We start from the raw sequence: 12,999 nt of genomic DNA, 5'->3' as shown, positions 1-12,999 counted from the left end.
TGGGGCTACGAAGAGGCGACTTCCGGCTAGTAGACGCTGACCCCGTACGCGCTCAGCGCCTCCCTGACCGGCTGGAAGAACGTCGTGCCGCCGGAGGAGCAGTTGCCGCTGCCGCCGGAGGTGAGGCCGATCGCGCGGCTGCCGGAGTAGAGCGGGCCGCCGGAGTCGCCCGGCTCGGCGCACACGTTGGTGCGGATCATGCCGTAGACGATGTCGCCGCCGCCGTAGTTGACCGTGGCGTTGAGGCCGGTGACCGAGCCGCTGTGGGTGCCGGTGGTCGAGCCGCGGCGGGTCACGGACATGCCGACGGTGGCGTTCGCCGCGCTGGTGATGTCCACGTTGCCGACGGTGCCGGACTTGGTGACCGAGCTGTTGGTGTAGCGGACGATGCCGTAGTCGTTGTTCGGGAAGCTGGAGCCCGAGGTGGAGCCGAGGACGGTCGTTCGCGCGGAGTTGGAGTACCAGGTCCCGGCGCCGTCGGTGCAGTGACCGGCGGTCAGGAAGTAGTAGTTGCCCGCGCTGTCGCGGACGTTGAAGCCGAGCGAGCAGCGCCAGCTGGTGGCGTAGATGGCGTCGCCGCCGGATATCAGCTTGTTGAACCTGCCCGGGGTGCGCTCGACGCGTATCGCGCCGGCGTTGGCGCCCGCCTGGCGCTTGATCTTGGCGATCTCCGCCGGGGAGACCGTGGAGTCGGCGGTGACCACGAGGGTCTTGGTGGCCTGGTCGACGTGCCAGGCGGTGCCCGCGACGTCGGCGGCCAGGACGGCCTCGCCCGCGGCGGAGAGCTGCGTCGCGCTGAACGTCCCGGCGGTATCGGCGTTCGCGGTGGGGACGGCGAGGGCCGCCGCGGCGACGAGACCGGTGGTGACGGCGATGAGACGGGTGCGTCTCGCGGTGACCGTGCGGGGGGTGGTGCGCTTGATCCTCACTTCGCGTTCCTCCAGAGGGGAATCGGGGGTCCGCAGTGGGGTGTCGGACCCGTGAGGCGCGGCCCCAGGGGCCGGCGCTGTGGGGGAGTCTCGGCCCGCCCGGTCGGCGCCGCAAGGGCGCCTTTCGGCCGTACGGCGCTCAACTACCGCGTCAGCGCACCTGATCGGATCCCCGTTCCGCCGTCCGCGCCACGACCCCGGCCTCCGCCGGGCCCACGCCGCCCCTCAGGCCCCGGCCACGCGCCTCTCCCCCGCCGGCACCGCCGTGTCGAGGGTGTTCCCCGGGGGCGGGAACGGGCAGATGAAGTGATCGACGAAGGCGCACGGCGGCAACAGCGCGCGGTTGAAGTCGACCGTCACCGAGCCGTCCGGCGCGGGGGCGGGCGGCCGCAGGAAACGGAAGCGGTAGCTGTCCCGGCCGCTGGTGGCGTCCGCGAAGACCGCCCAGAGCGTGCCGTCGTCCTCGACCGCGACCTGGAGGACGTGCTCGGCGCCGTGGAGCGCGAAGGACAGGTCGCCGGCGAGGCCGAGCCCGCGCTCCTTCCCGTCGGCGTTCTCCACCCGGACGCTGCGGGCCCTCTCGTACGGGCGGAAGGTGCCGGGCACCACATAGCGCTCGTCGTACGGCGTGGCCTCGATGCCCCGGAAGGAGCGGCGGGCAGGCGACTCCGGGTCGAAGTCGCGTACCGCCCAGTCCCCTTCACGGCGCAGGACCACCAGCCGTCGGCCCGCCGACTCGGCCCGGGACTCGTGGATCGGTGCGTGGTCGGCGGTGAGCCGGACGGTGCCGATCAGGGGCTTTCCGTCGACGGTGACGGCGTCCTCGGCGCCCGCCGTGAGCAGCACCTCGTCACCGTCTTCCCGCCACTGGCCGGGAACGGCCGGAATTCGCCCCTCCGGGTGATCGGAGAGCCAGTAGGTGCCGGTGAGGGAGAGCGGTCCGTACGGCGAGGCGACCGCGGCGACGCGCTGGTCGTGCCAGCGCTGCCAGTCCTGCTGGGGATCGGTGGTCATGGTGTTCCACCCTTCCACACGGTCCGGGGAACCCCGAGAGCCGGCCGTGGCGCCGCGACGGGGTACCCCCGTACGGAAGACCACGGCCGGGTCGGACCGGCCCCGCCGTGTCCGGAAGACCGAGCTTCAGCCGTCCGACGGGTCGTCAGCAGTCGCAGCCGCAGCAGTCACAGCACTCACAGGCGCAGTCGCAGCCGTCCTCGTTGCGGCAGCAGCCCTTGCGCTTCTTCCGGGACCACGGCCCCTCGTACTCCTTCGCGCAGCACAGCTGACAGGTGCAGAACAGCCAGGTGAAGGCGGCACAGCCGGCGAGGAACCCGCGCGGCGTGGGCCGCTGCGGCTCGCCGCCGCCCCCGCCGCCGAACTGCGGCGGCAGCCCGCCGTACCCGCCCGAACCACCGGCGCCGGCCGCCCCGCCCCCGTACGGGTTCCCGCCGTACGGGCCGTACGGATTGCCCCCGCCCTGTCCGCCGCCACCGCTCCCGTACGGGTTGCCCCCGCCCTGTCCGCCGCCACCGTTCCCGTACGGGTTCCCGCTCCCCTGCGCCGGGGCCGGCGTCCCGTGTGCGCAGGTGGTCGTGCCGAAGGCCCGGTCCACCGAGTTGCGCAGCTCGTGTGCCAGGAGCATGTGCGCCAGCGTCCCGTCGACGAACCGCGTGTCCCGCAGGGCCAGGCGGATCCCGTGCAGGGCGTCGTCCGCGAGCCGTCGCGCCTCCGTAAGGGAGGTGCCCGTCGCCGTGAGCGGGTTCCAGGCGCCGGAGGCGGCGTCGGCCTGGCGGTCCTCGACGGCGTCCAGGAGGTGGGCGAGGCGTCCGAAGAGCCGGCCGGCCTCGGCCAGCGGCGCGGTGTTCTCCGGCCGGCCCGCCAGCACCGCGGTGTGCGCGAAGGCGGCCGCGGTCGCCGTCTCGGTCGGCTCGGTCACGACGAGGAGCGAGGTGCCGGGGCCGGCCAGCGACTCGATGCCGCCCTGCCGGTCCACCGCGTCGACCAGGACGTCGGTGTCGAAGCCGAGTTCGCGCCCGGTCCGGGCGCCCGCCAGGTCCCAGGACCTGGCCACCCGGCGGGCCGCCGCGGCGACCGGGCGGCGGGCCAGCAGCCCGTCCCGGTCGGCGACGTGGTCGCGCACCTTCGCCGAGGCGAGCACCAGCGAGACCGTGGCGGCGAGCCGGGCCCCCTCGCCGTGGGCGACCGGGGCCCTCTTCATCTGGCGCAGCGGGCAGGGTCCTGCTGTGCGCCGCCCGCCCGGCACGGCGCCGGTCCTGGTGCCGGTCTGAGCCTCCGTCAGGACCGAGACGATGAGGCCGTCGTAGTTGGTGACGACCCTCGCGAACTGGCCGTGGTCGGCGCGCAGCGCCAGGCAGAGGCCGCAGAGATGGGCCATCCACTCGGTCTTGAGGCCGTCGGTGAGGCGGTGCGTGCAGGGCCTGACGATTCCGAACAAGAGACTCCCCCGTGAGTCGTGCGCAGGTGTCCCGCGCGCGTGCGCCAGGCATCGTATCGAGCCGTGGCGTTCACCCGTACGCCCGCCACGTCACCCTTCCGGCCTGACGTTCATATTTTAAGTTGCACACCCCGGCCAATCCTCCGTCAGGCCCCGCATACCGCAGGTTTCCTGACGATTCGCCAGGAAACGGGCCTCACGTTCTGCACCAGTACCGTCACGAATCTCCTGCGCGGCGACTATCCACTTGGCGCGCGATCCGCATGATGGACCACGATAGGGAATGCGGAACCACAAGTGACCGCGCTGAAAGGAGGCGTCCATGGGATCGGTGCGCAAGGCGAGTGCCTGGCTGGGACTCGTCGAGGACAACGACGAGCGTTACTACGACGACGAGTACGCCGAGGGTGCCGAGAACGGTGACGCCTGGGTGACGGACCCGCGGGTGCGGGTGGCGTCCGACTCGGCGCAGGAGCAGGGCCGCCGGATCGCGACCGTCTCCCCGGACGGCTTCCGGGACGCCCGGGGCATCGGTGAGCTGTTCCGGGACGGGGTCCCGGTCATCGTGAACCTCACCGCCATGGAGCCTTCCGACGCCAAGCGCGTGGTGGACTTCGCGGCGGGTCTCGCCTTCGGTCTGCGGGGATCGATCGAGCGCGTGGCGACGCGGGTCTTCCTGCTGACCCCCGCCGACACGCAGATCGTCAGCGGGGACTCCGCCGGGCGTGCGCAGGACGGTTTCTTCAACCAGAGCTGAGCGGGGTGCTCCCCGGCCGGACCTGTCTCGTCCCGACCGGTGAGCGCCCCGCCCGGCCGTACGTCGCCGCTCCCGTTCAGCGCGCGGTGCGCCCGGATCCGGCCCGCTCGACGTGTTCACGTTCGACCGGCCGACGGCCCGCGGACTCCCGCGCGGCTGCTTCGCGCCCGAGGGCCTCGCAGCCGACGGCCGCGCGGCCCGCGGCACCACCCTCCGCTCCTTCACCGACACCGTGCCCGCGACCGGCGGGCTCCGCCGCACCGCGCCCGCGTCCCACGGGCTCGCTGCGCAGGGGCTCGCGCGTCGCCGGCACTCGTACCGCGTCGCGGGCGTCCGCGATCACCGGGAAGGCGGCCGGGTCCTCCGCCTCCACCGGGCACTCCATGACCCGGGGCAGCCGCAGCGCCATCAGCGCGCCGAGGAGCAGCAGCCCGGCACTGACGAGGAGCGTCACGTGCAGGCCGTTCACGAAGGCGTGCCGGGCCGCGTGGTACAGCGCCGTCCCGGCCGTGCCGCCGAGCCGGTCGGCGACCTGGTAGGCCTCGCCGAGCGAGTTCGCGGCGGCCCGGCCCGCTTCGGCCGGGACGCCCGGCACGGCGGCGAGGCCGGGGCCGTACGACGCGTTCATCACGCTGCCCAGCAGGGCGATGCCCATGCCCGCGCCGAGCTGGTACGAGGTCTCGCCGATCGCCGCCGCCCCGCCCGCGCTCTCCGGCGGGGCCTCGCTGAGCATCGACTCGTACGCCGAGAAGAGCGTCGTCTGCAGGCCGAAGCCGAGCAGGACGAAGCCGACGGTGAGCAGCAGCGGCCGGTCGTCCTGGCCCATCATGACCAGCAGCAGGACGGCCGCGGCCGTGAGGACGAAGCCCCAGCCGACCATCCGGCGCGGGCCGATGCGGCGCAGCGTGTACGAGCCGGTGGCGCCGGCCGCCATGGCGGCGAAGGTGAGGGGCAGCAGGCGCAGCCCGGTCTCCAGGGGGCTCAGTCCGAGGACCAGCTGGAGGTACTGGACGGCGATCAGCTCCAGGCCGACCAGGGCCAGCATGGCGAGCACGATGCAGCCGACGGAGGTGGTGAACGCGGGCCGGGAGAACAGCCGCATGTCGACCAGGGGATGCTTCCGGCGCCGCTGGCGCCGTACGAAGAGGATCAGGAGCGCCGCGCCGAGGAGCAGCGGCCCCGCGGTCTCGAGGGAGAGCGGCGGGTCGCCGGCGCCGATCCGCTTCACGCCGAGGACCGCGCCGAGGACGCCGGCCGCCGCCATCAGCGCGCCGAGGATGTCCCAGGGGCCGTCGCCGCCGCCCTTGGACTCCGGGAGCAGCCAGCGGCCGGCCGGGAGGATCAGCGCCATCAGCGGGATGTTGATCAGGAAGACCGAGCCCCACCAGTAGTGCTCGACGAGGAAGCCGCCGAGGACCGGTCCTGTGGCGGCGCCGACCGCGGCGACGGCGGTCCAGATGCCGATGGCGGTGGCGCGCTCCCGCCGGTCGGGGAAGACCGCCCGGAGGATCGACAGGGTGGCGGGCATGATCATGGCGCCGCCGACACCGAGCAGGGCGCGGGCCCCGATCAGCACCTCGGGGACGGTCGCCAGGGCGGCGACCGCGGAGGCGACCCCGAACAGCGCGTAACCGAGCAGGAGCACCCGGCGCCGTCCGACCCGGTCGCCGAGCGTGCCGAAGAGGATCAGCAGTGAGGCGCAGATCAGGGGGTAGGCGTCCACGATCCAGAGGAGCGCGGTGGAGCTGGGGCGCAGGTCCTCGGTGAGGGAGGGGACGGCGACGTGGAGGACGGTGGCGTCCAGGGCGACCAGCAGCAGGCTGACGCAGAGGACGACGAGGACGACCCAGCGGTTGGCACCGCCGCCGGCGGCCCGGAGCCGTGCTCCGGCCGTGATCGTCCGCTGCATGTCCGTACCTCCCAGTGAATCTCTCGCGCTCGGCGGTCGCCGACCGGGGCGCGCGGCCTCGTGGCGGCCCGGCATCGACGGGCGAGTGAGCCGTCAGCGTACGCGAGTTCAAGGCCCGAGCGCGTGGTGCAGCTCTCACCCCGGCGGGCCGGGGAGTGTGTCGTACGCCACTCCGGGGCGCCGCGTGTCGCGTGGAATTCCACGCGGACAAGCGTGTGGGGCATTTCCCCGGCGTACAAACAGACTTCCGGAAAGTCGCCTCCGGCATTAGGGCGGAAGCTCATCGGATTCTCAGACCGGGGCCGGGAAAAACCCCCCGGTTGAGACCAACTCCACATCACATCGTCATCACGAAGAGACCGGATCGACCAGGGTCGCTACTCACTCCCTGTAACGTCGATTGGGTGCGTACCGACATCTTTGCCCGGCTGGACCGGGAGCCGGAACCGCCGAAGATAGAGGTCCCGCGGATGACCCGCACGCGTCTCGCCCTCTTCGGCGGGACGTCGGCGTTCTATCTCGCCATCGTGGTGGCCGTGCTGCTGTCGTCCTGGCTGGTGACCCTCGACTGGAAGATCATGCTCTTCCGTCCCTACCAGCAGTGGCCGGAGCTGCACGCCTTCCTCGACTACTACGTGGTCCTCGGTCAGCGCGGCCCCACAGCCGTGATGGTGGCGGCCTGGCTGGGCTGGCGCTCATGGCGCCAGCACACGCTGCGTCCGCTGCTCACCCTCGGCGCGGCGCTGCTGCTGCTGAACATCACGGTCGGCGCGGTCAAGATCGGACTCGGCCGTCTCGGCCCCCATTACGCGACGCAGATCGGCTCGGCCGAGCTCTTCGCCGGCGGCGATATATTTCCGTCGGGACACACCGCCAACGCGGTCGTGACCTGGGGAATCCTGGCCTATCTGGCCACGACTCCGCGGGCCCGGCGCTATCTGTCGGCCCTCTCGGCCGTGGTCGCCCTGGGCGTCGGCCTGACCACCGTGTATCTGGGGACGCACTGGCTCAGCGACGTACTGCTGGGCTGGGCCGCCGGCCTGCTGATCCTGCTCGCGCTGCCCTGGTGCGAGCCGCTGATCGCCTGGGCGGAGGCGCTGGTCCTCAGCCTGCGGGACCGGGTGCGCGAGCAGCTGCGGGCCCGTCGCCGTCTGGTGCCCTCGCTGCCCGTCGCGACCGGCGGCCCGCGTCCGGCGCCGTATCCGCGGCGTCCGGCGGCGGCGGAGGAGCCGGTACGGGAGGTCGTCGGGTCCAGAACCGGCAGGGCGGCCCCGGCCGGGCGCGGAGAGGGGCGGCTCGCCCCGCCGCTGGCCGCCCGGCCGCACGCCGTGCGCTCGGAGCGGACCCCGGTCACCCCGGCGGGCAGCCGTCGGCCGCCGCACTCGCGGCCGCTCACGGGTGGCTGAGAACCGCCAGGAGCATCCCGGCACGACCGCATGGAGAAGGGCCCCGGCTTCGGCCGGGGCCCTTCCCTCTGTCCGGCGGTCGCGGCCGCCTCCCGGGTCCGGGAGGGCGTGCGTCCGCGCTAGCCGAGCCAGCAGCGGGTGACGGTGCCGTTGTCCACCTCGAAGTTGAGACGCCCTTCGAGGTACTCCATGGTGATGATCGAACCGGGCGGAAGAGAGCGCACCACGCTCCAGCCACGGGCCTTGGCGAGCTGCTCGGCGCGTTCGGCGTCGAGCCCCACGTAGGACTCCGCGGAGCCGTCTTCGGGCGGTACGGGAGAGGTCGGCTTGGGTGTCATGTGCCCACGGTAGGCGGCGTCGGACGGTGACGGAAGCGCGGGGTGTTCGAGAGGCCCGAACTACCTCATGTACCTCACCGGTCACGCTTGTGTCACAGGTTCTCGACATATGTTTGACAAGAACATCATCACTCGATCAGGCGGTTTCCGGCCGTTTCTCCGGCAATTCAGGGACTCATAGCGAAGGTGCCGCAGAAGCCCGGCAATTCCCCTGTCCGGCCCGTGCGGACGGAATTGACGGAGCGCCACACCCCCGGGCCGCATTACGACGGCCGACGGCCATTCGACCCCGCACACCACGGCGGATCAGCTCTCGACCGAAGCCGTATCGGGATCCGCGCCGAGAACCGGCTCAGGCGCCTGAGCGGCGCTCTGAGCAGGGGCGCGGCCGCCGGGAGCCCGGCCGAGGGCGCGGTCGATACGGTCTCTGATCGTCCGCATCCGTTCGTCCAGGCCGGGCGGATCGATCACCTCGAACTCCAGGCCCATCAGCGCCACGTGCATCAGCAGATAGTCCGGGTTCGCGGCACCGGTGCGGAGCAGGCAGGCGTCCTCGCCGTCCGCCTCCAGGACGCCGTCCATGGGCCCGACGACCGTGGCCGCCTCCGCGAGGGGGACGTGCAGCCGGAAGGTCGCCTCCAGGGCGTAGGCGGCCGTGGAGACGCCCTTCGAGACATAGGCGGCGAGGTCCTCGGCGGGCGGTTCGCGGGGCGGGAACCGCGGGCCGTGGGGCGGCGTGGGCTCGATCCGGTCGGCACGGAACGTACGCCAGCCCACCCGGTCCACGTCCCAGGCGACCAGGTACCAGCGGCGCTCGGTGCACACCAGGCGGTGCGGCTCGACCGTGCGGCGGCTGGTGGCGCCGCCGTGGTCCCGGTACGCGAAGCGGAGCCGTTCGCTGTCCCGGCAGGCGGCCACCAGCTCGGTGAGGACCGCCGGGTCGACCGGGCTTCCCGGTGTGCGGAGCATCGGCACGGTGTAGGCGTTCAGGGCGCTCACCCGGCGCCGCAACCGGCCGGGCAGGACCTGCTCCAGCTTGGCCAGGGCGCGTACGGAGGTCTCGCCGATGCCCTCGATGCCCTGGCCGGCGGCCGTGCGGAGCCCGACGGCGACGGCGACGGCCTCCTCGTCGTCCAGGAGCAGCGGGGGGAGTTCGGCGCCCGCGCCGAGCTGGTACCCGCCCCCCGTACCCGGGCTGGCGTTGACGGGATAGCCGAGCTCGCGCAGCCGGTCGACGTCCCGCCGCACGGTCCGCGGGGTGACACCGAGCCGGTCGGCGAGATCGGCGCCGGACCATTCGCGGTGGGCCTGCAGCAGTGAGAGCAGGCGCAGCAGTCGTGCGGAGGTCTCCAACATGGGGCCGAGTCTGCCAGCCGTCGCGGACAGCTACGGTCCTCGATGAAGGGCGCCAACCTCGGAGTACGGAACCACCCCCGACCGCCCGGTGCCGCCGAGCCGGGCACCGAAGCCGGGGGCGCCGGGCCGGGCGGGGTCAGCGGAAGCGGCGGACCAGCGTGCCGGCCTTCGCCTTCGCGGTGTAGACGGCGTCGATCGCGGTGCCGATCGTGCGGTGCAGGGCGTCCCGCACGGCTCCGTGGTGGCGGGCGCGGGCGCCCCGGGCGGCCAGGGCGGACCAGATCTCCTCGTGCCGGGCGGCGATCCGGACCGGGTCGAAGCGCTCGGAGGCCGCCAGGGCGGCGCGCGCGGTCTTCGCGCGCAGTTCGTCGTCGTCGATCAGCTCCCGCAGGGCGCGGGCGATCGCGGCCGTGTCGTCGACCGGCACGAGGCGGCCGTCGACGCCGTCCTCGATGATCTCCCGGGGGCCGTGCGGGCAGTCGGTGGAGACGACCGGCAGTCCGCACCGCATCGCCTCGACGATGGTCATCCCGAAGGACTCCCGCCGGGAGGTGACGGCCGCGAGCGAGCCCTTGGCCCACTCCGGCTCCATCGGGTTGGCGGTGCCCATGAGGAAGACGTTCTCGCCGAGACCGAGCCGCTCGATCTGCCGGGCGAGCGTCTTCTTCAGGTTGTCGGCGGCGTCACCGGTGCCGTAGATCCGCAGCCGCCAGTCGGGACGGGCCGCGGCCACCTCGGCGAAGGCGTCGATGAGCACGTCGTACCGCTTGACGGGGGTCAGCCGCCCCGCCGCGACGACGATCTTCGCCGCGGGGTCCGCCGGCGGCACGCTCGGCGCGGGGACGCTGTTGGGGACGGCGTCGATCCGGACGTCCGGCCGGGCGAGCGCGCGGTACGAGCGGGCGTCGGCCTCGGTGACGGTGGTGACGGCGTCCAGGAGGGCGTAGTGGTGCCCGATGTCGCGGCGCAGCCGGTAGCTGTGGCCGTCGAGGATGAGGTGCTCCTGGCCGACCAGGACCGGGCCGCGCCGGGCCTGCCGGGCCAGCTGCACGTTGAGGCCGGGGCGCGTGGCGACCACCACGTCGGCCTCGACGGTCCTCAGGTGCTCGCCGATCCGGGCGTCGGTGAGGGCGCTGTACTGCTTCCACCGGCCGTCGCCGCGCGGGAAGACCCGGGCGGGCCGGGAGAAGTCGGGGTGACCGCCGTCGTAACCGGGGCTGTTCTTCCGCAGGTCGACGAGGTGGCGCAGCGTCACTCCGGCGGGGACGCCGAGGATCGGTTCGTCGCGGTGGCGGAACACCGAGACGATCTCCACCTCGTGACGCTCCGCCAGCACCTGGGCGAGGGTGAACGTCGTCCGGATGGTGCCGCCGATGTGGTAGCCGTTGTGGAGCAGAAAGGAGATGCGCATCGTGCTGCCGGTTCCCCCCGGTGAATGGGTCGGTCGTGGCGACTGTACTGCGTGGCCGCCCGCCCCTTCACGGTCGGTAGCCGCCTGGGAGGCGGCGGCACGGCCGGTGCCGCCGCCTCCCGCCCGGTCCAACCGGCCTACAGGGGTGCGATCTTCAGCATGGTGCCGGTCACGATGCGGTTCGGGTCGGCGCCGATCAGGGTGCGGTTCGCCTCGTACAGCGCCTTCCAGCCCCCGCTGATCCCGAAGCGCCGGGCGATCGAGCTGAGGGTGTCCCCCGGCTGGACCACGTGGGCGCGCCCGCTCAGTCCGTACCGTCGGGAGCAGACCGGCCAGGCGTTCCAGCCCTGGATCCGCAGGACATCCTCCGCGACCGTGATCTGCTGCTGACGGGTCGCCAGGTCGGCGCGCGCGGCGTGGCGCAGGCCGCCGAACTCCACCCAGGTCGACTGCCGGAACTGCAGGCCGCCGTAGAAGCCGTTGCCGGTGTTCGTGTTCCAGCGGCCGCCGCTCTCGCACTCGGCGACGCAGCCCCAGGGCCACTGGTCCTCTGCGCACGAGGCGGCCGACGCGGGCGGGGCGCCGGACGCCGGCGGGCCGCCCGACCCCGGTGCGGTGCCGGGATCCTCGGTCGCGTCGGGGGCGTCCGCGCCGCCGGGGTCCGCCGGGCCGTCGGAGTCCGCCGGCCCGCCGGGGCCCTCGGTCCTGGGCGGGTCCCAGGGAGCGTCGGAGCCCCACGGGCCGTCGGCCCACGGGATCCCCGGGGCCCACGCGGTGTCAGGGGCCCACGGGACGACCGGGATCCAGGGCGCCGACGGGCGCCCGGGGACCCCCGGCAGAGCGGGAAGCCCGGGCACGCCCGGGGCTCCGGAGGCTCCGGGACGCGGCGGAGGTCCGTCCGCTTGGGCCGGCGCCGGGAGCAGGGCCAGCAGAGCGGCGGAGCACACACCGGCTGTCATCCATACGATTTTCGACATCGACGCAGGCTAGGCAGCCCGCCCGCCTCCCGGGCCCGTGCCGCGCGGTACGGGCCGCGCCGCCCACCCGGTCGGAGGTACCGGCGCTCGCGCAACTTGGCGCGCCGCGACGCGTGACCCCGGCAGAGCCTCTCCCGTTGAACTCGTCATGAGACGAGCCGGGATCCGCCCGGTGTCGCACGTACCGAGTCCAGGGAGCCCCCCGTGCCGCGCATGCTCGACGTCAGCGAGGACGTACGCGCCGAGATCGGCGACGAAGAAGCCGACCGGCTGCTCGCCGGCGACAATGCCCCGGGCAGCTACGACTGCACCTCCTGCCGCACGCCGGGCGACTCCGAGCAGGAGCGCACGAGCACCGTGCTGTTCGTCGGCGAGGAGACGGCCGTCCTGGCGTTCGCCCACGCCAGCTGCATCCCCTCGCAGGTCGTCCAGGTCGCCGAGGAGCAGCTCCAGGGTGCCGTCCGTTCCATCGCCGCGACGGACGCGGCGGACGCGCTCACGGCCGCCCACCCGGAGCAGGCGGTCCTCGGGGTGACCAGTGGTCTCGTGCTGATCGAGGGGGAGCTGCACCCGGCGCTGGTCGTCGAGCCGACCGCGCCCGTCGCGCGTCCGGGGTCGGACGGGCTGAGCGACGAGTTCCTGCCGCTGCTGATCGAGCAGGGTTTCGCGCCGGTGTCCGACCTGAACCGGAAGCCGGGCACGCTGCCGGGCTGGTCGGTGCTCGTGGCCATGGGCCAGCTGCACTCCGTGCTCCAGCCCGGTGCGGGCGGCCACGGCCAGGCCGCCTGGTGGCAGGCCCACCAGCCGCTCCAGGTGACGGAGGGCTGGCGCGCGGCGGCGAACAAGTCGCATACGGTCCTGGTCTTCGCCGCGCCGGTGGGTTCGATCGGGCAGCAGCCGCGCGAGGACCTGCTGCGCGACGCGCTGGAGAAGGCGGCGGCCAACGGCCGTCTGGTCGCGGCCGCGATGCCGCTGGCCGGCACGTGAGGGAGCACGGTCGTCCCGGCTTAGGGGCGGCGGGGCACGGCCCCGGGGGTCCGACGGTCCCCCGCCCCCGGCGGGCGGCTCTTTCCGAGGGCCGCCCGCATCCGACGGACGACGGTGTCGTTGGCACATACGTGCACACATACGACCCACTCCGTCAGCCCTATCCGAGTCAGATCCCTTCGATGCGTCCCGCGCAGGACGTGATGGCGGGCGAGTCGGCGACGCCGATCTACGACGCCCTGTACTCGGAGTACCGCCGGTCGTTCCGCGCCCTGCCGGGTGACCGCAGCGGCGAGGAGGATCTGACCTTCCGGGCCTTCGGTACGCAGGTGGGCTCGGGACTGCACGGGCACTACGGCCACCGGCACGCGGCGCAGCCGACGGCGTGGTCGGCGCAGCACCACCACCTCCCGGCGGCCCTTCCGCCGGGGCCCCGCAGGGGTCTGTAGGACGGCGGGGGTACGGGGATACGGC

Annotated in this window: 12 protein-coding genes; 4 read left to right on the top strand and 8 right to left on the bottom strand. The window is 73.5% G+C overall.

Features of this window, described 5'->3' with window-relative positions:
* Nucleotides 1-26: 26 nt before the first annotated feature.
* The 3 genes from ACFZBD_RS27655 to ACFZBD_RS27645 form a co-directional block, all read right to left on the bottom strand.
* Nucleotides 27-929, bottom strand: a complete 903-nt coding sequence (locus ACFZBD_RS27655; RefSeq protein ID WP_391144515.1) for a trypsin-like serine protease — start codon at nt 927-929, stop codon at nt 27-29.
* A gap of 225 nt (nt 930-1,154) precedes the next feature.
* Nucleotides 1,155-1,943, bottom strand: a complete 789-nt coding sequence (locus ACFZBD_RS27650; protein ID WP_391144513.1) for a DUF1684 domain-containing protein — start codon at nt 1,941-1,943, stop codon at nt 1,155-1,157.
* Between the two features lie 145 nt (nt 1,944-2,088).
* The gene (locus ACFZBD_RS27645) at nt 2,089-3,384 is read right to left on the bottom strand and encodes a DUF5685 family protein (RefSeq protein WP_391144511.1); all 1,296 of its coding nucleotides are present in this window, start codon (nt 3,382-3,384) and stop codon (nt 2,089-2,091) included.
* 322 nt (nt 3,385-3,706) lie between these two features.
* Between ACFZBD_RS27645 and ACFZBD_RS27640 the strand changes: the two genes are divergently transcribed.
* Complete coding sequence (locus ACFZBD_RS27640; protein WP_391144508.1) at nt 3,707-4,141, top strand: cell division protein SepF; 435 nt, start codon at nt 3,707-3,709, stop codon at nt 4,139-4,141.
* A 76-nt stretch (nt 4,142-4,217) separates the two neighbouring features.
* Here the strand turns inward: ACFZBD_RS27640 and ACFZBD_RS27635 are convergent, their stop codons facing one another.
* Complete coding sequence (locus ACFZBD_RS27635) at nt 4,218-6,050, bottom strand: MFS transporter (protein ID WP_391144506.1); 1,833 nt, start codon at nt 6,048-6,050, stop codon at nt 4,218-4,220.
* 404 nt (nt 6,051-6,454) lie between these two features.
* On the opposite strand from ACFZBD_RS27635, the gene ACFZBD_RS27630 reads away from it, so the two are divergent.
* Complete coding sequence (locus tag ACFZBD_RS27630) at nt 6,455-7,456, top strand: phosphatase PAP2 family protein (RefSeq protein ID WP_391144505.1); 1,002 nt, start codon at nt 6,455-6,457, stop codon at nt 7,454-7,456.
* Between the two features lie 119 nt (nt 7,457-7,575).
* Here ACFZBD_RS27630 and ACFZBD_RS27625 read toward each other — a convergent pair whose 3' ends face one another.
* The 4 genes from ACFZBD_RS27625 to ACFZBD_RS27610 form a co-directional block, all read right to left on the bottom strand.
* Complete coding sequence (locus tag ACFZBD_RS27625; protein WP_391144503.1) at nt 7,576-7,794, bottom strand: I78 family peptidase inhibitor; 219 nt, start codon at nt 7,792-7,794, stop codon at nt 7,576-7,578.
* A gap of 306 nt (nt 7,795-8,100) precedes the next feature.
* Nucleotides 8,101-9,150 carry a WYL domain-containing protein gene (locus ACFZBD_RS27620; RefSeq protein ID WP_391144501.1) on the bottom strand — a complete coding sequence of 350 codons (1,050 nt, stop codon included), beginning with the start codon at nt 9,148-9,150 and terminating at the stop codon, nt 8,101-8,103.
* Between the two features lie 136 nt (nt 9,151-9,286).
* The gene (locus ACFZBD_RS27615) at nt 9,287-10,561 is read right to left on the bottom strand and encodes a glycosyltransferase (RefSeq protein WP_391144499.1); all 1,275 of its coding nucleotides are present in this window, start codon (nt 10,559-10,561) and stop codon (nt 9,287-9,289) included.
* Between the two features lie 137 nt (nt 10,562-10,698).
* Nucleotides 10,699-11,520, bottom strand: coding sequence for a transglycosylase family protein (locus ACFZBD_RS27610; protein ID WP_391144497.1), 822 nt, complete (start codon nt 11,518-11,520; stop codon nt 10,699-10,701).
* A 222-nt stretch (nt 11,521-11,742) separates the two neighbouring features.
* Here ACFZBD_RS27610 and ACFZBD_RS27605 point away from each other — a divergent pair, with 222 nt between their 5' ends.
* Complete coding sequence (locus tag ACFZBD_RS27605) at nt 11,743-12,525, top strand: hypothetical protein (protein WP_391144495.1); 783 nt, start codon at nt 11,743-11,745, stop codon at nt 12,523-12,525.
* A gap of 131 nt (nt 12,526-12,656) precedes the next feature.
* Nucleotides 12,657-12,974 carry a hypothetical protein gene (locus ACFZBD_RS27600; protein WP_391144494.1) on the top strand — a complete coding sequence of 106 codons (318 nt, stop codon included), beginning with the start codon at nt 12,657-12,659 and terminating at the stop codon, nt 12,972-12,974.
* Nucleotides 12,975-12,999 lie beyond the last annotated feature (25 nt).

This window comes from Streptomyces sp. NPDC008121 (assembly GCF_042957155.1).
Lineage (GTDB): Bacteria > Actinomycetota > Actinomycetes > Streptomycetales > Streptomycetaceae > Streptomyces.
The sequence above is the reverse complement of the archived record's forward strand: the minus strand, read 5'-3'. Positions and strand labels throughout refer to the sequence as shown.

Excerpts from the sequence above, each read along its gene's own strand:
- ACFZBD_RS27650 (WP_391144513.1), bottom strand. The coding sequence starts at position 1,943 with ATGACCACCGATCCCCAGCAGGACTGGCAGCGCTGGCACGACCAGCGC.
- ACFZBD_RS27640 (WP_391144508.1), top strand. The coding sequence starts at position 3,707 with ATGGGATCGGTGCGCAAGGCGAGTGCCTGGCTGGGACTCGTCGAGGAC.
- ACFZBD_RS27635 (WP_391144506.1), bottom strand. The coding sequence starts at position 6,050 with ATGCAGCGGACGATCACGGCCGGAGCACGGCTCCGGGCCGCCGGCGGC.
- ACFZBD_RS27625 (WP_391144503.1), bottom strand. The coding sequence starts at position 7,794 with ATGACACCCAAGCCGACCTCTCCCGTACCGCCCGAAGACGGCTCCGCG.
- ACFZBD_RS27620 (WP_391144501.1), bottom strand. The coding sequence starts at position 9,150 with ATGTTGGAGACCTCCGCACGACTGCTGCGCCTGCTCTCACTGCTGCAG.
- ACFZBD_RS27615 (WP_391144499.1), bottom strand. The coding sequence starts at position 10,561 with ATGCGCATCTCCTTTCTGCTCCACAACGGCTACCACATCGGCGGCACC.
- ACFZBD_RS27610 (WP_391144497.1), bottom strand. The coding sequence starts at position 11,520 with ATGACAGCCGGTGTGTGCTCCGCCGCTCTGCTGGCCCTGCTCCCGGCG.